The organism is Amycolatopsis circi (genome assembly GCF_003385235.1).
Taxonomy (GTDB): Bacteria; Actinomycetota; Actinomycetes; order Mycobacteriales; family Pseudonocardiaceae; genus Amycolatopsis; species Amycolatopsis circi.
This window is the reverse complement of the sequence record NZ_PQIA01000029.1, coordinates 1-20183: the sequence shown is the minus strand read 5'-3', so window position 1 is coordinate 20183 and position 20183 is coordinate 1. Positions and strand designations below refer to the sequence as shown.

General features: G+C 71.1%; 17 protein-coding genes. 9 read left to right on the top strand and 8 right to left on the bottom strand.

The genetic code is table 11. The features are described from left to right. The first annotated feature begins 326 nt into the window (after positions 1 to 326). The 4 genes from D0D37_RS15435 (at position 327) to D0D37_RS15420 (ending at position 5445) form a co-directional block, all read left to right on the top strand. The gene (locus D0D37_RS15435; protein ID WP_162834250.1) at positions 327 to 1523 is read left to right on the top strand and encodes an IS701 family transposase; all 1197 of its coding nucleotides are present in this window, start codon (positions 327 to 329) and stop codon (positions 1521 to 1523) included. Beyond that, a complete protein-coding gene (locus tag D0D37_RS15430) occupies positions 1516 to 2967 on the top strand; it encodes an ATP-binding protein (protein ID WP_116201227.1) in 1452 nt (483 codons plus the stop codon). Before D0D37_RS15435 ends, D0D37_RS15430 begins: the two co-directional genes overlap by 8 nt. A 58-nt stretch (positions 2968 to 3025) precedes the next feature. Beyond that, positions 3026 to 4117 carry a type III PLP-dependent enzyme domain-containing protein gene (locus tag D0D37_RS15425; RefSeq protein WP_244223521.1) on the top strand — a complete coding sequence of 364 codons (1092 nt, stop codon included), beginning with the start codon at positions 3026 to 3028 and terminating at the stop codon, positions 4115 to 4117. 332 nt (positions 4118 to 4449) lie between these two features. After that, positions 4450 to 5445: a hypothetical protein gene (locus D0D37_RS15420; protein ID WP_116201225.1), complete on the top strand. Its 996-nt coding sequence runs from the start codon at positions 4450 to 4452 to the stop codon at positions 5443 to 5445. Here the strand turns inward: D0D37_RS15420 and D0D37_RS15415 are convergent. After that, positions 5406 to 6128 (bottom strand): cupin domain-containing protein, encoded by a 723-nt coding sequence (locus D0D37_RS15415; RefSeq protein ID WP_116201224.1) that lies wholly within the window; start codon positions 6126 to 6128, stop codon positions 5406 to 5408. The genes D0D37_RS15420 and D0D37_RS15415 overlap by 40 nt on opposite strands. A gap of 257 nt (positions 6129 to 6385) precedes the next feature. Between D0D37_RS15415 and mdlC the strand changes: the two genes are divergently transcribed. Both mdlC and D0D37_RS15405 read left to right on the top strand, forming a co-directional pair. Next, positions 6386 to 8026, top strand: coding sequence for a benzoylformate decarboxylase (mdlC, locus tag D0D37_RS15410; RefSeq protein WP_116201223.1), 1641 nt, complete (start codon positions 6386 to 6388; stop codon positions 8024 to 8026). A gap of 69 nt (positions 8027 to 8095) precedes the next feature. Continuing rightward, complete coding sequence (locus tag D0D37_RS15405) at positions 8096 to 9325, top strand: MFS transporter (RefSeq protein WP_116201222.1); 1230 nt, start codon at positions 8096 to 8098, stop codon at positions 9323 to 9325. A gap of 70 nt (positions 9326 to 9395) precedes the next feature. On the opposite strand, the gene D0D37_RS15400 is transcribed toward D0D37_RS15405, so the two are convergent. Then, the gene (locus D0D37_RS15400; RefSeq protein ID WP_208719966.1) at positions 9396 to 11102 is read right to left on the bottom strand and encodes an FAD-binding oxidoreductase; all 1707 of its coding nucleotides are present in this window, start codon (positions 11100 to 11102) and stop codon (positions 9396 to 9398) included. Between the two features lie 193 nt (positions 11103 to 11295). Between D0D37_RS15400 and D0D37_RS15395 the strand changes: the two genes are divergently transcribed. Then, entirely contained in the window at positions 11296 to 12696 is a 1401-nt protein-coding gene (locus tag D0D37_RS15395; protein ID WP_244223520.1) for an MFS transporter, read from the top strand. Between the two features lie 37 nt (positions 12697 to 12733). Here D0D37_RS15395 and D0D37_RS47410 read toward each other — a convergent pair whose 3' ends face one another. Beyond that, a complete protein-coding gene (locus tag D0D37_RS47410) occupies positions 12734 to 13900 on the bottom strand; it encodes an acyltransferase family protein (protein ID WP_116201221.1) in 1167 nt (388 codons plus the stop codon). Positions 13901 to 14150: 250 nt separating this feature from the next. On the opposite strand from D0D37_RS47410, the gene D0D37_RS15385 reads away from it, so the two are divergent. Beyond that, a complete protein-coding gene (locus D0D37_RS15385) occupies positions 14151 to 15338 on the top strand; it encodes an MFS transporter (RefSeq protein WP_208719964.1) in 1188 nt (395 codons plus the stop codon). Between the two features lie 35 nt (positions 15339 to 15373). Next, positions 15374 to 16156, top strand: a complete 783-nt coding sequence (locus tag D0D37_RS15380; protein ID WP_116201219.1) for an oxidoreductase — start codon at positions 15374 to 15376, stop codon at positions 16154 to 16156. A gap of 194 nt (positions 16157 to 16350) precedes the next feature. Here the strand turns inward: D0D37_RS15380 and D0D37_RS15375 are convergent, their stop codons facing one another. The 5 genes from D0D37_RS15375 to D0D37_RS15355 form a co-directional block, all read right to left on the bottom strand. Next, positions 16351 to 16767: a GlcG/HbpS family heme-binding protein gene (locus tag D0D37_RS15375; protein ID WP_116201218.1), complete on the bottom strand. Its 417-nt coding sequence runs from the start codon at positions 16765 to 16767 to the stop codon at positions 16351 to 16353. Between the two features lie 69 nt (positions 16768 to 16836). Continuing rightward, entirely contained in the window at positions 16837 to 17262 is a 426-nt protein-coding gene (locus D0D37_RS15370) for a nuclear transport factor 2 family protein (protein ID WP_116201217.1), read from the bottom strand. Position 17263: 1 nt separating this feature from the next. Further along, positions 17264 to 17953 (bottom strand): EthD domain-containing protein, encoded by a 690-nt coding sequence (locus tag D0D37_RS15365; protein WP_116201216.1) that lies wholly within the window; start codon positions 17951 to 17953, stop codon positions 17264 to 17266. Positions 17954 to 17984: 31 nt separating this feature from the next. Further along, positions 17985 to 18293 (bottom strand): muconolactone Delta-isomerase family protein, encoded by a 309-nt coding sequence (locus D0D37_RS15360; RefSeq protein ID WP_116201215.1) that lies wholly within the window; start codon positions 18291 to 18293, stop codon positions 17985 to 17987. 14 nt (positions 18294 to 18307) lie between these two features. Beyond that, on the bottom strand, positions 18308 to 19750 hold the full coding sequence (locus D0D37_RS15355) for an ankyrin repeat domain-containing protein (protein ID WP_116201214.1): 1443 nt from the start codon (positions 19748 to 19750) through the stop codon (positions 18308 to 18310). Positions 19751 to 20183 lie beyond the last annotated feature (433 nt).

Sequence of the window (20183 nt, the reverse complement as noted above, 5' to 3'; positions counted from 1 at the left end):
GTGCCCCCATAAGCACATTCTGGGTACTTGCCGCCGCCCGGGCCATGGTGGAACGACACGGAATACCCGGAGCTCACGGGCGGAGGAATCGCATGGCCGGCCCCGGCCGCTCGCGCGCTCCCCGCCGATCGCGGCGCCTGGGAACGACCCGTTCGCCGGTCTGCCGGCGGAACGCGCACGGCAAGTGAACCGCGAGGTCTTCCAGAAGGAAAGCACGAGGTACGCGCCGCACGCGGCGGAGGTCGCCGCGCGGCTCCACGAAGGAGATGGGCGCCGGGAACACGCCTTCGGCGGCCACCGCCGGCCAACTGGGGAGAACGGTAACGATGTCGATCGGTCTCGAAACGATTTCCGTGCTGAAGGAGTCCACGAACCTGGGCGGGTTCTGCCGGGACAGGCTGTCCCCGCTCGCAAGGTCGGACCAGAGACGGTGGGGCGAGGTGTACGTGCGCGGCCTGGTGACCGTCCCCGGGCGCAAGTCCATCCGGCGCATCTGCGACACCGTGGTCGGCACTCGCGTCGACCAGTGCCTGCAGCAGTTCGTCAACCAGAGCACCTGGCAGTGGGAACCGGTGCGCCGCAACCTCGCCGAGCACGTGACCGAGGTGATCGCGCCGAGGGCCTGGGTCGTGCGCGACGCCGTGTTCCCCAAGAACGGCGCGAATTCCGTCGGCGTGGACAGCCGGTACGTGCCCGCCGCGGGCCGCACCCTCAACTGCCAGGTCGGCCTCGCCGTGATGCTCGCGGGCGGCTCCGTGGGCGTGCCGGTGAACTGGCGGCTGCTCCTGCCGCGTTCCTGGGACGACGACGAGCGGCGCCGCGACCGTGCGCATGTGCCGCCGGCGCAACGGCACCGGCCCCGCTGGCACGTGCTGCTGGAGGCGGTCGAGGAGATGCGGCAGGGCTGGGGGCTCGCCCCGGCACCGGTGCTCGCGGACGTCTCCGACCAGCAGGACGTCGAGCCGTTGCTGTGGGCGCTGGAAGAACGCGGGCTCGGCTACCTGCTCCGGGTCGGTCAGCACGTGCCCGCGCCGTCGGCCCGCGCGAGTTCCGGCCGGGCGTGCACCGTGGGCGAGCTGGCGATGCTCGCCGTGCGTCCGGCGGCCCGGACCCTGAACTGGCAGATCCGCACCGCGGCGCGGGCGGCCACCACGCGGTTCGTCGCCTCGCCGGTGTCGCGCGACGCGGAGGCCCACGGCAACGTCCGGATCGCGCGCCGCCACCAGCCCGCCCGCCACCTGCTCGCCCAGTGGACGGTCGGGCGGAACCGGCCGAGGGCGACCTGGCTGACCAACCTGAACGTGGCGCGGCTGCCGCAGCTGATCGACCTGGTGAAGCTGGACGACCTGGCGGCCGATCACCTCGGGCGCATGCAGGACGACGTCGGCCTGCGGCACTTCGAGGGCCGTTCCTACCGCGGCTGGCACCACCACGTCACCCTGGCCTCCATCGCCTACGCGTACCGGCTCGGGCGCGAGCTGCGGGAGAGCCGCGAAGACCTGGCGATGCGGCCCTATGCCTAGGACGAGCGCCGAAACCGTCGACGCGCTGCGGCGGATCGAGCTGTTCGCCGGCCTCGCCGACGAGAAGCTCGGCTGGCTGGCCGCAGCCGGGAAGCCGGTGGCACTGGCCGACGGCGAGGTCCTGTTCGAGGACGGGCAGCGAGCCGAGCACTTCTACGTGCTGCTCGAGGGCGAGCTGCTGATCTCCAAGATGGTCGGCGGCCGGGCCGAGGTGGTGGCCCGGCACTCGGCGGACGCGGTCGCGGCGGTGCCGAGCGGCGCGACGCCGGGCGCCGAGCCGGAGAAGCCGGTCGCCGCGCACCAGTTCACCGGCGAGCTGCCGATGCTCGCCGGCGGCGGCTACGTGGCGCGCGGCGCCGCGGTCGGCGCCACCGAGCTGCTCGCCTACGACCAGGAGACGTTCCTGGAGATGATCGTCCGCTGTCCGCAGGTGTGCCGCGTGCTGCTCCCGGTGCTGGCGTGGCGGATCCGGTCCTACGAGCTGCAGGCCGGACGGCGGGCGCTGCTCGACGGTCTCGGCGCGCTGGCCGCGGGGCTGGCGCACGAGCTGAACAACCCGACCGCCGCACTCGTCCAGGCGGCGCGGGAGCTGGGCGAGTCGGTCCGCGAGCTGGCGGTGTCGGCCGTGCAGTGGGGCCGCCTCGCCACCGACGACGAGGACTCCCGGCTCGGCGAGCTGGCGGCGCGGGCCCGGGAGACCAAGAGGCCCCTAGGCCCGTTGGACGCGGACCGGATGACCGACGCGCTCGCGGACGTGCTCGCCGGGTGCGGGATTCCGGACGCGGACGAGGCAGCGGCCGCCCTCGCCGAGGGCGGCGTCTGCCCCGGCGACCTCGACCGGTTCGCGGAACGGGTGCGGACGCCCGCGCTGCCCGCAGCGGTGGCCTGGCTGGCCCACGGGCTGCGCGCCGAGGCGCTCGTCGCCGACGTCGCGGAGACGAGCGGGCGGATCTCGATCCTGGTGCGCGACACCAAGGCCTACACCAACCTCGACCGCGCGCCGGAACGCGCGGTCGACCTGACCGAGGGGCTCGACGCGACGTTGTCCATGCACGCCGCCCGGCTCAGGAACGTCCAGGTGCTCCGCGACTACGCGCCGGACCTGCCGCCGGTCGCCGCGTACCCGAGTGAGCTGAACCAGGTGTGGTCCAACCTGGTCGACAACGCCGTCGACGCGATGGACGGCGCCGGTGTGCTGCGGATCGGCACCCGGCTCGCGGGCCGCTACGCCGTCGTGGAAATCCGCGACGACGGGCGGGGGATCCCGGCCGACGCGATCGGCATGCTGTTCCAGCCGTTCTTCACGACCAAGGACATCGGCAAGGGCACCGGGCTCGGCTTGCACCTGAGCCACGGCATCGTGACCACCCGGCACCGCGGCATGATCAGCGTGACGTCCGTGCCGGGCGACACCTGCTTCACGGTCTGCCTGCCGGTGGAGTGAAGCCCGACGGCCGCCCCCGAAGGCCGTCGGCTGCCCGGGTCCGGCGATGGAGCGAGACGTGACCGACCTGTTGTCTGTCGTGGACGAGGCGGGCACGCCCTGCTACGTCTACGACCTCGCCGATCTCCGGGCCAGCCATCGGCTGCTGCGTGCCGCGCTGCCCGCACGCGCCAGCCTGTACTACGCGCTGTCGGCGAATCCGCATCCGGAGCTGCTGCGGGAGATCCGCGCCGCCGGAGTGTTGCCCGCGGTGCGCTCGTCCGGCGAGCTGGACGCGGCGCTCGTCGCGGGCTGGCGGGGCCGGGACGTCCTCTGCACCGGCCCCGCGCGACGGGACGCGGACCTCGACTGGGCGCTGGGACTCGGCGTGCGGACGTTCGCCGTCGACTCGCCTGCCGCGCTCGAGCAGCTCGCCCGGTGTGCCGCGGTGCGCCGAAGACAGGTGCGCTGCCTGCTGCGGGTGAACGCGTGCGGATCCGCTCGCACCGGCGCGGATCCGCACGCCGTGCTCGCCGATCCGTCCCGGTTCGCGGGCGCCGACGGAGTGCGGGTCGTCGGTCTGCACGTGAGCGCGGACGGCGAGGTCGACCGCGCGGCCGACCTGACCGGCCGGCTGACGGCGGCGCTGGCCGGGCGGGGCGTCACGGTCGAACGGGTCGGGTTCACCGGGTTCGCGCCGGGATTTGCGGACCGGCTCGCCGGCGGGCCGCTCGTTTCGTTCGAGGTGGACAGCGAACTCGTCGGCTCCGCGGCCGCCCTCGTCACCGCGGTGCTCGACGTGCGGGTCGCAGACGGGCGGCAGACGGCGGTGCTGGAGTCCGGCGTGAACCACGTCGGCCCGTTCGCGGGCAGGCGTCGCCGGACGCTGGCGCCGAAGCTGGTTTCCCGTCAGCCGTCCGGCGAACCGGTGGACACTCTCCTCGTCGGTCCCCAGGAGACCCCGTTCGACGTGTGGGCGAGCTCCGTCCGGCTGCCCCGGCTGCGGCCCGGCGACGTGCTGGCCGTGCCGGGCCTCGGCGCCTGGGGCGTGACCGCGGGCCTGGTCGCGTTCTCGGGACCGGACCTGCCGGTAGAGGTGGTGATCGACCGCGACCACCCGGGCGCTGGCGTCGTGCACGTCTCGCGGCTTTCGGTGACCAGGTATCCGTGACTGCACGGAATCCGGCCGGGATATTCGCAGCTTCCGCGGCGGCGCGGCAAGAATCGAGCCGTGCCGGCTCCGCCGTTCCACCCCGAAAGCGCTCCCCGGTTCCGCGTGCGGCCCGGGCCGGGCGACGCGGGCGACCTGCCTGGACGCGCACCCCGGCGAACGCGGGAAACGGTGCGGTACCGCATGGCGCGAGCCCTCCCGGACGTCGAGCTCCGGCGGCGCGCGGCGGCCTGGAACTGCGAGTACCACCACAAGCTCATTCTGTTTGCCCGCCGGATCTTCCGGCAGGCTGAAACCGGACAGGTTCTCTCTGCGACGCGGGCGGTGGCCACGTGACCGAAATACTCGCATTCGTCTTCGGCGCCGCGCTCGCGGCGGCGACCTGGCTGTCGGTGCTGCGGACCGTGTTCGTCCCGCGCTGGCGCTCGTCGGTGCTGATGCGCACCATCGTGAGCGGCACCTGGCGGGCGGGGGCCGCCCTGGCGCACCGGCTGCCGCGCGGCGCGGGCGAGCGGGTGATGGACCTGTGCGCGCCGCTCTCGCTGTACCTGGCGGCGGCGTGCTGGTTCGGCTCGACGCTCGCCGGCTTCGCGCTGACGGCTCCCGCGCTCGCCGGAGTGCCGTTCACCTGGTCCGGCCTGACCGGATTCCTGTTGCTGCGCGAGGGAAATCTGCTCGCCGCCGCAGCGTGGGCGTCGGCGGTGCTGGTGCTCGCCTCGTTCGTCCTGCACCTGCAGCGGGTCACGGCGGCCTACAGCCGCCGCGAGCTGGTCGTGGCGCGGATGTCGATGCGGGCCGCGATGGCCACCGAGGCCGAGCAGGTGCTGGCCGAGCACCTGCGGCTCGGTTCCCGCGACCATCTCGACCGGCTGTTCGCGCAGTGGACCGGCTGGCTGGCCGACATCCTCGCCACCCACACCGGCTACCCGGCGCTGACCGTCTACCGCCCGGCCACCCGCCTGTGCTGGCTGCACGCGGCGGTCCTGGTCCTGGACGCCGCGGCGCTCACCGAGTCGGTCGCGCCGGACTGGGCTCCGCCGAGCACCCGGTCGGTGCTCAAAGCGGGCGCGGAGTGTTTTCCCGTGCTGGCCCGGCAGGTGGGCGTCCGGCTGCCGCGGCCGGTGGTGAGTCTGGAGGGCCGGGAGGAACGCGATTTCGACCAGACCCTGAAGGTCGCCGTCGACGCCGGCCTGCCGCAGGAACTCGGCGAACAGGAGGCGTGGCCGGTGTTCCAGCACTGGCGCACCCGCTACGCCCCCTACGCCGTCGCCATGAGCCAGCGGCTCTGCTACACCGCCGACGATCCTTCCGCGTGGTTGAACTCGTAGCCCGCCCGCTCCGGCCCGCCCTCCACAAAGGCGGTGTCCACGCTGCGGCTGGCGTGGATGTTCACCATCACCGCGCGTTCGGTCCCGACGTTGGTGAACGTGTGCGGAACGTCGGCGGGCACGACGCAGATCTCGTCCGGCCCGGTGGTCCGCACCCGCCCGCCCGCCTCCAGCTCGACCTTTCCGTCGAGGGTGATGAAAACTTCTTCGTACGGGTGCGTGTGCCGTTTCGGGCCCGCGCCCGGCGGAAGATCGACGATGAAAGCGGAGACATTGATGTCGTCGCCGTGCGCGCTGCCGTCGAAAATGCGCGCCATGATCTCTCCGCCGAGGCGCACCGTCGGCAGGTCGGATTTGTTGACGATGTGCAGCTGCCTTCCCCGGTTCTCGCCGGGGAGCAGTTGATAGCTGCCCGAGGCCACGGTCGAGACGTCCACCGCGGCCAAGAACTTCTGGGTTTCGGGCGCGGTGAAAAACGCGTCCACGGTGCGCTTGGCGTCCTCGGCGGTCGCCCAGTGCACGGAGACGAACCATTCCCCGTCGTCGGACAGCGCGGTCTCCCTCGCCCGGAAACCCGGTCGCTGCGCCATGTACCGGGTCTCGACCTCGTGGTTGAGCGCGCGGAACGCGGACTCGCTGACCCCGGGGCGCAGCTTGAACCGGATGGTCTCGATCGTACTCATCGACGAACTCCTCTCGGATTTGCCGGATAAGCGTCGAGCCAAACAGGACTCCCTGCTCCGGGCAAGGATACGCTGCCATTTCCCCGTCACTTGTAGAAGTCGCCTGATATTCCTTCCGATATCCGGATCGCGCGCTTTTAAGCAGTGGACTTAACGACGTCGGACGGATCATCGGCCGCGCACTGTCGATCCGATCTCCGCGTGGATAGCGTTCGGACAGAAACCGCTAGTTCGCGCCCCGAAGGAGGGTTTTAACCGTGGCAACGGAAAAAAACAGCAGGTCCGTTCGGGACGCGACGCTGGACCTTCTCCGAGAACTCGGGATGACCACGATCTTCAGCAACCCGAGCCATACCGAGATGAAGCTGTTCGAGTCGTGGCCGTCCGACTTCCGGTTCGTGACCGGGCTGCAGGAGGCCTCGGTCGTCGGCATGGCGGACGGTTACGCGCAGGCCACCGGCGCTCCGTCGCTGGTGATGATCAACGGCGGGCCGGGGCTCGGCAACGCGATGGGCTCGGTCTACACGGCGGCCAGCGCGCACACGCCGATGGTGATCCTCGGCGGGCAGCAGGCGAGGAAGCTGCTGCAGGGCGAGCCGTTCCTGCACGCGAAGGACGCCACCCAGCTCCCGCAGCCCTACATCAAGTGGGCCGCGGAGCCCGCCCGCCCGCAGGACGTCCCCGCGCTGCTGGCCAAGGCGTACAACATCGCCAAGCAGCATCCGCAGGGCCCGACGTTCGTCGCGGTGCCCGAGGACGACTGGGTGCGGCCCGCCGGGCCGCCGGTGAAGGTTCCGACGGTGGAGCAGGCAGTGGTGCCGAACCCGGCGGTGCTGGCGAAGGTGGCCGGCGAGCTGAACGCGGCCGAGCGGCCGGCGCTGGTCGCGGGCCCGGCGATCGACGCGCAGGGCGCCCGCTACGACCTCGTGCGGCTGGCCGAGAAGCTGGGCGCCACCGTGTGGGGGAGCCCGGTGTGGCCGCGCGCCAGCTTCCCGGAGAACCACCCGCAGTTCGCCGGCGTGCTGCCGCCCATTCCGGAGCTGATCTCGGAAAAGCTCGGGCAGCACGACGTCGTCGCCATTCTCGGGAGCCCGGCGTTCACGCTCTTCACGACGGCCGACCTCTTCTCCACCGCGGACGCCGAGCCGGACTCCAGCGCGCCGCCCGCGCTGCCGGAGGGGACCCGGTTCCTGCACGTCACCGACGACCCGGAGGCGGCGTCCTGGTCGATGGCGGACGCGGTCTACGTGTGCCCGCCCGGGCAGGTGGTCAAGCAGCTGGTCACGCTGGTGCGCCAGCGCGACGGGGCGGCGGCGACGGTGCCGAAGCAGACCTACCCGGTCCCGCAGCGGTCGGAGCCGCTCACCCAGGCGTATCTCTTCCACCTGCTGTCGGAGGAACTGCCGGAGGACGCCGTCCTCTTCGAGGAACTCCCGATCGCCCGGGCCGATTTCCACGAGCAGATCCCGCTCGGCCCGTCCAACGGGTACTTCGCGACCGCGAGCGGCGCGCTCGGGTTCCCGTTCGCCGGCGCGGTGGGCTACGCGCTCGCCCGCCCGGACCGCCGTGCCGTGGTGGTCGTGGGGGAGGGGTCCGCGCAGTACACGCTGCACGCGATGTGGACCGCGGCGCGGCACCGCCTGCCGGTGACGTTCGTGATCCCGAACAACTCCGGCTACCTGTCGCTGAAGTACTACCTGGCCGACCAGGAGTCGTGGCACACCGGCTGGGATCTGTCCAATGTGGACATGGCGCAGCTGGCGAAGGGCTTCGGCTGCGCGGCGGAACGGATCACCTCGCCGGACGGGCTGCGCGACTCGCTGAAGAAGGCGCTCGCCGCCGACGGCCCGGTGCTGCTCGACGTCGTGGTCGAGGACCCGGGGCTGTTCCGTCTCTGACACCTCGGCGACGAGGCGGCCGCGAGCCCACCGCGGCCGCCTCTTTCCTTTCCCAGGCAAAGGACTCCCATGACGATTGTCAGCAGGCGCCCGGCTCCGGACGCCCCTGTGCTGTCCCGCCGCGCGTCGTCCGTTCTCGTCGGGTTCGTGGCGGTGCTGCTGTCCGCGGCGTCGACGGTGCCGTCCCCGATCTATGTGGTGTACCAGAAAGAATGGCGATTCGACGACTCGACGGTCACCGTGGTTTTCGGGGTGTACTGCGTGTCGGTGCTGGTGAGCATGCTGCTGTTCGGCTCGCTGTCCGACCTCGTCGGCCGCCGCCCGGTGATCCTGCTGGCGGTCGGCGCGGTGTCCGTCGCGACAGTGGTGTTCCTGTTCGCGCAGGGACTTCCGGGGCTGATCGCCGCACGCGCGGTGCAAGGCTTCGGCGGCGGCATCGGGGCCTCGGCGCTGGCGGCCGCGCTGCTCGAACTGGCTCCCGCCGGGGCGCGCTGGCGGGGAGTGCTGAGCGGCAGCGTGACGCCGATCATCGGCATCGGCGCCGGTGCGCTCGGGTCCGGGCTGCTGGTGGAGTACGGCCCCTGGCCGACCCGGCTGCCGTACGCGATCCTGCTCGGGCTGCTGGTCGTCTCCGGTCTCTTCGTCGTGCTCGTTCCGGAGACCGCGCCGTGCGGGGCGGGCTCGCTGTGCCGCCAGTTCCGGCTGGCGCCTCGGCGGATTCACGTGCCTTCGTCGGCCCGCCGCGCGTTCACGGTGCTGTCGTCGACGATCGTCGCCGTGTGGGCGGTCGGCGGGCTGTACATGGCGCTGGGCCCGTCGGTGGCCGCCGCTGTGCTGGGCAGTCCCAGCCGGGCGCTCGGCGGGACGGTGATCGCCGTGCTGGCGGGCAGCGCGGCCTTGGCGCAGGTGGGTTGTCATCGGATGGCGCCCCGGCCGCAGCTGGCGGCCGGGGCCGTCGCGCAACTGGCGGGACTCGTCGGCGTGCAGGCTTCGCTGCTCGCCGGGTCGCAGTCGGCGTTCCTGCTGGGCACGGTGGTGCTGGGCTTCGGGTGGGGCTGCTCGAACATGGCGGCGTTCCGGCTGGCCAGCGCGCTCGCCCCGCCGGAACGGCTCGGGGAACTGGTCGCCGCCACCAATATCGTCGCCTACCTCGGGACGGTGGCGCCCACGGTGGCCGCCGGGTTCGCCACCACGCAGATCGGGTTGCTCGGGGCCACCGGGGTCTTGATCGCCGGGGTCGCGTCGCTCGTGCTGGTTTCCGTCGCCGGGTTGCGGTACTTGCCCGCGTCCGCCCAGTGAGGCGGACCTGCTCCACGAAACCGGCCCTTCTTCCTGGCTTGCCAAGAAGAAGGGCCGGTTTCCGCGGGCGCTATCCAGCCGGGCGGGGACCCTGGACCAGCGCGTAGCTGCCCGACGCGACGGTGCTCTTGTCCACCGCCCCGAGAAAGCCTTGCGACTCCGGCGCGGCGAAGAACGTCCCCATCGTCGCGCGGGCGTCCTCTTTGCTCGCCCAGTGCACGACGACCAGGTACTCGCCGTCCGCGTTCCGGGACGTCTGCCGGGACAGGAACCCCGGCCGGCGCGCCAGGTACTCGTCCTGCACCTGCCGGTTCAGCGTGCGGAAGTCGGCGTCGCACACGCCGTCGCGGAGCTTGAACCGGATGGTTTCCACCGTGGTGGAAGGGGCGGCCGCCGGAGGTTCCGGGCGGAGGGAGGCGACCGCGTTGAACACGCCGTCCGGGTCGTAGCGGGCGGCGACCTCCAGCAGCCGCGGCGCGTTGGGGCCGAACGCCACTGTCACGCGTTCGGGTTCGTCCGTGCCCAGCAAGTTGGGGTAGCCGCCGGGGAGCGCGTGGCGTGCCAGGTCGGCGGACAAGTCCCTTGCCCAGTGGCGGTGAGCGGCGCCGTCGTCGTCCGCGGCGGATTCCCACGAGGCGCAGATCTCCACCAGCAGGTGGTCCCTGCGCAGCGCGAAGGCGGTGTCCTCCGGAGCGACCTCGGCCGCCGCGCCGTGGAAGTTGTGCAGGAACAGGCCCGTCAGCGGAGAGGCCACTTTCGACATCGCAGCCACGATGACGTCGATGATCTCGTCCGTCAGGCCGGCGACCCAGCGGGTGCGCATCTCGTTGTGCCTGCCGTCCACGATGCTCTCGTCGAAGAGGCTCAGCACGTCCGGGTAGGCCATCGACGTCAGCTCGCCGGCCACCGGTTCGCCGAGGCCCCGCAGCCTCGCCAGCCACGGTTCGGCCCGCTGCTCGTCCCCGCACCACACCGGGAGCAGGAACAGCACGGGCTCGCCGTCCGGCCCGCTGAAGAAGCCCGCCATCACCGTCAGGTCGTCCGGGGCCTCGCCGATCAGGTCCTGGTAGCCGCGCAGCACCCGCTTCGCCTGGTCCAGCGGGAAGACGAGCAGGCCGGCCTGCACCGCGGACACCGGGTGCAGCTGGAAGTGCGCTTCGGTCACCACGCCGAAGTTGCCGCCGCCGCCCCGCAGCGCCCAGTACAGGTCCGGGTGCTCGGTCGCGCTCGCGGTGACTTTCCTTCCGTCGGCCAGCACCACGTCCGCGCTGATCAGGTTGTCGCTGGCCAGGCCGTAGCGGCCGCCCAGCACGCCGTAGCCGCCGCCGAGCGTGAGGCCGGTCAGGCCCACCTTGTTGATCACGCCGGTCACCGGCGCGAGGCCGTACGGGCGGGCCGCGGCCAGCACGTCGCCCGCCCGGGCCGCGCCCTGCACGAACGCCGTCCACGACAGCTCGTCCACCCGGACCTCGCGCATCGCGGTCAGGTCGATCAGCAGGCCGCCGTCCCGCAGCGCGCGGCCTGCCCAGTCGTGCCCGCCGCCCAGCACCGAGAGCGCCGAGCCGTGCCGCCGGGCGGCGCACACCGCCGCCACGACGTCGCGGTCGTCGAGGCAGCGCGCGATCGCCGCGGGTTTGCGGTCCACCGCGCCGTTCCAGATCTTCCGGGCTCCGGCATATTCCGGGTCCGATTCCACCAGAACGGTGCCGCGCATTTTCGCCCGCAACTCGCGCACCATTTCTGCTGTCGTCGCGGACAAGGACGTGGCGAGTGACATATGGCCCTCCAAAATACATGGTCCTCTCGGATAAATGGTCCTCGGAACCGGCTCGCGGCGGCAATACAGCGGGCAGCACTCCGTGATTTGACGGGCCGCCGAAACTGGACTTGACGGAGTACGGCCGTTCTTTTCCCGCTTTCGCGGATGCCGGGTAGCGTCGATGTTTTCGACCTCGGGGAGGTGTGTTGCAGTGAGTGTCGCAACGTCCGGCGCGCTCCGGCTTTCCTCGCCCGCCGGGCGGTGGGTGATGATCGCGACGGCCCTAGGCGCCGGTCTGGTCCTGCTGGAGACCACGGTGGTCAACGTGGCGCTGCCCGCGGTGGGGGAGGATCTGGACGCCTCGCTGAGCGGGCTGCAGTGGGCGGTCAACGCGTTCACGCTCACGCTGTCCGGGTTCATCCTGCTCGGCGGCGCGCTGGGCGACCGCTTCGGGCGGCGGCGGATCTACCTGGTCGGGCTGGCGTGGTTCGCCGTCGCGTCGTTGCTGTGCGGGGCCGCGCCGAACGTCGCGTGGCTCATCGGCGCGCGGGCGTTGCAAGGCATCGGCGGCGCGCTGCTCGTCCCGGGTTCGCTCGCGCTGGTCCAAGAGGCCTTCCGGTCCGGCGACCGGGCCAGGGCCGTCGGTGCGTGGTCCGGGCTGAGCGGCGTCGCCGGGGCGGCCGGGCCGCTGGTCGGCGGCTGGCTGGTGGACGTCGCGAGCTGGCGCGCCGCGTTCTACGTCAACGTCCCCATCGCGCTGGTCGTGGCCGTGCTGCTGATCCGGTACGTGCCGGAAAGCCGTGCCGCGGAGCAGACCCGCGGGTTCGATCTCGCCGGGGGACTGCTTGCCGCGGCCGGGCTCGGCGGTGCGACTTACGCGCTCACCGAGGCGTCCAGCGCCAGCTGGCCGGTAGTCGTGAGCGCGGTGGCCGGCGTGGCCGCGTTCGGCGCCTTCATTCAGGTCGAGCGCCGCCGACGCGCTCCGATGCTGCCGCTCGAACTATTCTCGTCCCGTGAGTTCTCCGCGGCGAACCTCGCGTCTTTCTGCGTGTACGGCGCGGTGGCCGGACTGTTCTTCCTGCTGCCGATCCAGCTGCAGGTCGCCGTCGGGTACACCCCGCTCGGCACTGGGCTCGCGCTGCTGCCGGCCACGGTCCTGGTGCTCCTGTTGTCCGCCCGCGCCGGGGCGCTCACGGCCAAGATCGGTTCGCGGACGCTGGTGTCGGCCGGTTCGCTGTGCTGCGTGGCCGCGCTGCTGCTCGCCCTTCGCATCGCGCCCGGCGCGGGGTACCTCCTCGATGTTCTCCCGACGGTCGCGCTCATCGGCGTCGGCATCGCGATGATCACGCCGGCCATCAGCACGGCCGTGCTCGGCGCGGTGCCCGAACAGCGAGTCGGCATCGCGAGCGCGGTGAACAACGGCGTCGCTCGCATCGCGGGTCTCGTCGTGGTGGCCGCGCTGCCCGCGCTCTCCGGCCTTCCGCAGGTCCTCACCCGGGACCCGGCCGCGCTCGACCGCGGATTCGCCGTTTCGATGCTGATCTGCGCCTGCCTGTTCCTGACCGGCGGCGTGATCACCTGGTTCGGCATCCGGCGCATCTCCTCCCGCTGACGCCCCGTGCGCCCGGCCGGGCGCACGGGGCGGGGTTTCACTGCTGCTTGCCGCCCGCCAAGGGATCTGGTGTCGCGACGACCGTCACGGCCACCGGCGCGGGCGGTTTCTTCTTCGGGCGGCTGAACCGCATCATCGGGCGTTCGACGAAGGTGTACAGAAGCCAGCCGAACAGGAGAGACAGGCCGAAGGTGAGGACGATCAGCCCGATCGACACCGGTGTGGCGCGCGCATGCTCGGCGTCGGGATGGGTCGCCAGCCCGATCGGCCCGTAGTCGAAAACCAGGATGTGGACGAGGTAGAACGCGAAGGACACCTCGCCGAGCCACACCATCGTTTTGCTCGCGAAGACCGAACGCTGCCCGGTCGTGTCCGCGACGGCGCCCGCGGCGACGGCGAGTCCGAGCGGCAGGACCACCGGGGCAACCAGCCCCCACGAATCCGGGAGCGCGACCTGCAGCGCGTAAGCGACCCCGAGGAGAAGGAACGCGGTCGTCCTCTTCATGCCGATCCACCGTCCTTTTTGGACGATGAGGGCCATCACGATGCCCATGACGAATTCGAAGAGCCGCGACGCGGGCATGAAGTAGGTGAACCAGTACTTCCACCACGAAACCGGCTGGAACGGCGACAGCGGAGCGTCCGGGCCGAGCTGGGAGATCAGCGGCACCAGCCAGACCGCGGCCGCGACGACCGCCGCGGCGATCCACAGCCGCGCGGCGGGGATCTTGCGCAGCAACGGCAGGAGCAGGGGGAAGGACAGATAGAACAGCAGTTCGCAGGCCAGTGACCAGCTCGGGCCGTTCGTGCCCATGAGCACGCCGAAGTCCGGGGACCAGCTCTGCACGAGGAACAGGCTCGGCACCGTGTCGCCCGTGGTGACGGCGGCTCCGGCCCAGACCATCAGCAGCAGCCCGGCGAGCCAGGTGACGAAGTGGTTGGGATAGATCTTCACGAACCGCCTGCGCCAGAACCGGGCCGCGGTGTCGTCCGGCCTGGCCGTCCAGGTCAGGATGAACCCGCTGAGCACGAAGAAAAAGCTCACCCCGAGATAGCCGGTCCTGCTCAGATAGGCGTTGAGGAAGTCGCTGAGGCTGGCATCCGAGAACAGTTTCCCGGCCGCGACGTGCGTGACGAAAACCAGCACCGCCGCAATGAACCGCATTCCCGTCAAGGACGGCAGCCGCGAGGTCTTTTGAATCATAACGGTTCACCGTAGGTACGCCGGGCGCGGCGCGGCCAGAACGCCGGCCGCACTCAGTGAGGTCGGGGCCGGGGAAAAGAGTTGCCAGAGTACGGCCGCGATTCCCGGATCGGCTTGTCGCGCCGGGGCCGGGCTTGATCTCCTCGACGCAGGAAGGCGTCCTCGCCGTCCGCGCGAAACCAAGAAAGAAGGCGGAAAGGAAATGAGTTCCCCGATGAGGCCGGACCTGACTCGATCCCGGGGGAGCTTGGTGCTCCTGATCCTGTTCCTCGGGACCTTCACGATGGGCAGCGCCGAACTCCTCGTCGTCGGCGTGCTGAATCTCATCGCCGAGGACTCCGGGGTGACGATCAGCACCACCGGCGGCCTGGTCACCGCCTACGCCCTGGGCCAGGCGATCGGCGGCCCCCTCCTCACCGCGGTCACCGTCCGGGCCAGCAGACGGCTCGTCCTGCTGTCGGCGATGGCTGCCTACGTCGCGGTGACCGCCGTGATCGCGCTCAGCTCCGACTTCACCCTGCTCCTGGCCGCCCGCGTGCTGACCGGCGCGCTGCAGGGACTGGTGGTCGCCGTCGCCATCACGATCGGCATCGGCGTCGTGCCCCCCGAGCGGATGGGCCGGGCCATGTCGGTGGTGATCGGCGGGTTCGCGGTCTCCACCGCGTTCGGCGTCCCGCTCGGCACGCTCGTCGGGCAGCTGGTCGGCTGGCGGGGCGGGTTCTTCGGCATCGTCGGAGTCGGGATCCTCGTCCTGGTCGCGATGCTGGTGTTCGTGCCGAAGGTCCGGGCGTCCGCGGCGACCGGGTTCCGCTCGCAGGTCCGCCACGCGCTGCACCCCCGGGTGGTCGCGGTGCTCGGCTTCGCGGTCCTGCTGTTCGCGGGCCAGTTCGCGGTGCTGACCTATCTGGAGCCCTACCTCGGCGAGGTCACCGGCATCTCCGGCGGCATGGTCAGCGTCTTCCTCCTGGTGTTCGGCGTCGCCAACGCGCTCGGCACCTTCGTCGGCGGCAAGCTCGCCGACTGGAACGCGACGCTGACCATGGCGGTCTGCGGTCTCGCCCTGGTGGCCGCCCTCGGCGTGCTCACCTTCGTCGGCTCCGTTCCGGTGCTGACCGCGGTGGTGCTGGGCGTATGGGGCCTCGCCGGATTCGCGGCCGTGCCGTCGGTCCAGTACCGGGTGACGGCGCTGGCCGGCCCCGGCAGCGACCTCGCCGCCTCGCTGCCCGCGTCGGCGCTCAACGCGGGCATCGCCGTCGGCGCGCTCGTCGGCGGCATCACGCTGACCGGCAGCGGGCTGACCGCCATCAGCGTCACCGGCCTGATCATCTGCGCCGTCACCGTGCCGGTCGGATGGGCCACCGGATTCCTGAAGCCGCCCTCGGCGGCGTCCGGCACCGCGGCCAGATCCGACCGGGCCGTCACCCCGGCGGCCGACTGAGACCGCGCCGCCGAACCAACAAGGAAAGGTGCACCATGTCTGGCGAGCTCAAGGGAAAGCGTGCCTTGATCACCGGCGGGACGCGGGGGATCGGCCTCGGCATCGTCGAACGGTTCCTCGAGGAAGGCGCCTCCGTCGTGACCCTGGCGCGAAACCCGGCGCCCCACCTGCCGCCCGAGGCGACCCTGGTGCGTGCCGATCTCAGCACCCTCGACGGCGTGCAGTACGCCGCGGGCGAGGCGCTCTCGGTGCTCGGCGGGATCGACATCCTGGTGAACAACGCGGGCGGGACCGAAAGCGGGGCGCGGCCCTACATCAACGGCATCGCCTCGATCCCCGACGAGCTGTGGGTCTCGGTCATGCAGACGCACTACCTCGCCGCGGTGCGCCTCGACCGCGCCGTGCTCCCCGGCATGCTCGAGCGGGGTTCCGGCTCGATCGTCGAGATCGTCTCGAACTCCGCCCGCAGGCCGATCCCTCCGCTGCTGCACTACACCGCGGCCAAGGCGGCGCTCGCCAACTACGCCAAGGGACTCGCGGCCGAGGTGGCGCCCCGCGGCGTCCGCGTCAACAGCGTCTCTCCGGGCCTCACCAAGACGCCGAGCATCGACGGCGTGGTCGGAGCCATCGCGGGCGACACCGGCCAGGACCCGGCCGAGGTCCGGAAGATGCTGGTGGCGCTGGAAAGCGCGCCGCTGGCGGGGGAGAGCACCCCGGAGGACGTCGCGAACGTCGTCGTGTTCCTGGCCTCGGACCGGGCGTCCCGGGTGACGGGCGCCAACTATCTGGTCGACGCCGGGTCGCTGACGGAAGTGTGACCGCGGAACGCGAACCGGCCGGAGGAGAGTCCTCCGGCCGGTTCGTCGTTCGTCTCCGTGTTCGCTGCTGCTTCAGCGCGGTGATGCCTGCCGCCGCGACGGGTGGCCGGGCAGCAGAGAGAAGCGACCGGGCAACGTGAACCGGCCGGAGGAGAGTCCTCCGGCCGGTCCGCAGCTGGTCTTCGGGCTGGGGCTCATCCCGCTTTCAGCGCGGCGATGCCTGCCGCTGCGATGGGTTCGTCCTCTCCCCGGCTGCTGCCCGAGACGCCGACGGCACCCGCGACCGCGCCGTCCTGTTCGACGGGAAGGGCTCCGGGCAGCAGGGAGAAGCCGGGCCGGTTGGACAGCCCGGCGAGGACGGCCGGGTCCGCCGACGCGAACTCGGCGAGCGACTGGGTGGACATGCCGTACCCCGCCGCGGTGGCGGCCTTGTCGACGGCCAGGTCGACGGTGGCGAACGTGGCGCCGTCCATCCGGTGCAGTGCCTTGAGACTGCCGCCGTTGTCGACGACGGCCACGCACACCCGTGCGCCCAGTTCCTCGGCGCGGGCGACCGCTTCGTCGACGACGCGGCGGGCCTGTGCGGCGGAAATCGTGGGGTCGCTGGTCATCTTTCGCTCCTCGAAACGGGGATCGGCCCGGGCGCCGTCGCCGCCCGGGCCGATCCGGTTGTTCCCGCGTCAGGTCTGCCGCGGGGCGTACGCCACGGCCGCGATGCCGAACTCCACCCCGGCGACGATCGGGTCGAAGTACTCCCAGTACTCCCGGAGCAGGCCCGCGTCGTCGAACTTGAAGATGCCGAGGTAGGTGTTGCGGTAACGCCTCCCGCCGGCGAGCACGCACGCCGAGTCGAACCTGGCGAGCACCGTGTCGCCGGCCTCCCAGGTCTCCCTGATCGGGAAACTCAGGCTGTCGAACATGGACGGCATGCCCTTCCATCTGTCGTAGATGGCGGCCTTGCCGACGAGGTGCCGGGGGAACATCTCGGTGCCGAAGGGGTAGTACTGCGCGCCTTCGTCGGCCCACAGCTCCATCCAGTCGTCGATGTTCCGTTCCTCCAGCAGCCGGAGGAACGTCTTCACTGTCTCGGCGTTGCGGCTCCCCATGTCAGCGGGCCTGCGGTCCGATGACCCAGTGCTCGGTGAACAGCAGCCGGTGGACGTACCTGGGCTCGACGATCGCTTCCAGGTCCTCCGTCGCGCGCGCGAACTCCGGCGACTCGAGCGCGGCGGCCACGGCGGCCGTGTCTTCGAAGTACAGCTGGTACGCGGCGTCGAGCAAGGCCTCGCCGATGCGGTAGTAGCCGTCTTTGGTGAACCCCTGCAGGTACCGCCGAAGCCCCGGCACCTCCGCCATCAGCTTGGCGTGCCCGCCGAGGCTGCGCTCGCGGAATTCCTTGAGCGGCAACCCTTCCTTGCGTTTCGCCAGCATGATCATCTTGACTCCGGCCGGCTGGGAGCCTTCGCGCACCACGTGCGCGTCGGTGTCCAGCACGACGGTGCGCCAGAACGCCGCCCAGTTCGGCTCGTCCAGCCGCGCGCCCTGCAGGAACTCGTCGGTCTGCAGCGAGGCCAGCTGCTCCTGTTCGTTCTCCAGCCAGATCTCCGCGACGCCGCTCCACAGCGGCGCGGCGTCGGGATCCTCGCCGGGGAAGGGGATCCGCTTGTCGATCAGGTACTTGCGAATCTGCGGGATCTTGCTCGCGAACTCGACCGCGTGCACGTCGAGCCAGTAGTCCTGGAACTCCTGTTCGGTCATCCCTGGCTTCGGCGCGGCGAAGATGAGCTGGTGAATCATGACGCTCCCTGTCCTCCTGTCGGGCGGATCCTCAGACCTGGTAACGCTTCCGGACGTCCTCGGCGAACCCGAGGTAGTCGCGCAGCGGCCACACTTGCTCGAACTCCAGGTACTCGCGCATCGGCAGCCTGCCCAGCGCGGTGCGGTCGAGTTCCTCCGCGTCGGGCGAGTCGATGATCGCGATGACCCGCTTCTGCGCGGCTACCTTCCAGATGCCGACGCAGAAACCGGAGTCCACGGTCTCCTGCGCGTGCTCGGCCTCCTCCTGCTCGAGTTCCCACAGTTCGTCGAGCGTGATCCGGCCCTCGTGGCGCCATTTCATCTGTACGTAGAAAAGCATCGGGGTCTCCTCGGTCAGGACTTCGCGCGGATGGCAGCGGTCAGCGGGTGCTCGTCCCCGAACACCTCGGCCGCGAGGTCGAACGGGGTTTTTCCGTCGTGCCCGGCCAGATCGAGCCGGGCGCCCGCGTCGACGACGGCCCGGGCGCATTCCTCGTAGCCGTGCCAGAGCGCGTCGTGCAGCGGGGTGTATCCGTTGGTGGCGCCTTGGAAATCGAGGTTCACCCCGGGCTGGCCGGCGATCATTTTCGTCAGCTCGACGTGTCCGTTGTAGACGGACTTGTGCAGGGGCACGGCGCCGAACGTCGGCTCGGTGGCGTTCACGTCCGCGCCGGCGGCAAGCAGCAGCCGGGCGATCTCGGTGTGCCCGTCGCGGGCCGCGACCAGCAGCGGGGTGTGCCCGTCGTTGAACCCGCCGAGGCGCGGGAACACTTCGTCGACCTCGGCGCCGTCCGCGAGCAGCGTGCGCACCGCGTCGGCGTCGCCCGCGTCGACCGCCGCCATCAGCCGTTGCTCGGCCGTCTTCTTTTCATCGGAGGCGATGCGTTCGTTGAGGTACTTTTCGGCGAGCAGCAACCGGTCCTTGCCGATGGTGTTCACGTTCAGCTCGTAGGCGAAGTGCTCCTTGAGCGAGAATCCGTAGTGCGTGTTGAGGTTCAGCCCCGCACCGGCGTCGAGCAGGTACTTCGCGACCTCCGGGAACTTGAACCAGAGAGCGTCCATCAACGGGGTGTGCCCGGTAGTGGGCACGACCGCGTCGACGAACGCGCCTGCCCTGACCAGCGACCGCACCACGTCGAGACTCCCGCCCTGGCAGGCCTTGTGCAGTGCGGTCGCGCCCGCCGCGCTGTCCGTGGCGAACACGTCCGCGCCTCGTGCGAGGAGCAGATCGGTCAGCGGCGCATCGGCGCGGCCGGCGGCGATCATCAACGCGGTCAGCCCGCTCGCCGGGTCCCGGCGGTTGACGTCCGCGCCGAAGTCGAGCACCTCGGAAGCCGTCGTGCGGTCGCCGTTCCAGCACGCCGCGATCAGCCGCTCGTTCGCGTCCGAAGTGAAGGCGGCGATCTCGCCGTTGGGGTCGAAGTAGACCTTCCACCTCGCGATCCGGCCGTGCTCGTCGACGACCAGCTCGTGCGAGTCGAGGATCTCGAACTCCTTGCCGGTCCTGGTGTGCGCGGCCTTGGTGTAGATGGTGGCGAACGCGGTGTCGCCGTCGGCGCGCAGCCCGCGCATCGCGTAGTCCAGCACTTCGGTGGTCTCCGCGCGCACGGCGAACGCGCTCTTCACCTCCTCGACCCCGCGGTGCTGCCCGAGATAGGGGATGACCCGGTTCCAGTCGTCCTGGGGCAGGTCGAACTCGACGTCGGGGGCGAGCAGCGCCAGCGCCGCGTCGAGGTCTCCGTTCTCGAGGCTGGAGAAGTACTTCTCCGCCACCTGCCGGGTTTGTTCGGTACGCATCAGGAATTCCTCCTGCGGCTTGCTGTTCGGCGGTTCCGGTCCTCGGTCCGTACCCTGGCCATTGCGCCAGCCCGGACCGCCGCCGGGCAAAGGATCCGGGGCGGCGCGGGAGGACAACGTCAAGTGGCGTGCGGACTTCGGAAGGTCCGGGTCCGCCGAGCGCGCGGAGGAGCCGCGCCGGGAGCAGGCGCGGAGGCGGTCGGCGACGGACGTGCGGGGTCAACGAGGGACGGTGCCAAGGCGTGCGATCACCGAGCGGCGGATCATGGACCGCCGCTCGGCACTTCGGCCAATCAGTCCTTAGTGGACAGTCAATGGCACGTCGTTAGGCGGCGGCAGAGTGCCACCGCCGCGCAACAGGATCGGTCCGACCGGCGCGGGTTTCGCGACTGGGGGCGGTGGGACCGGAGTCGGAGTCGGGGTGGGTGTCGGC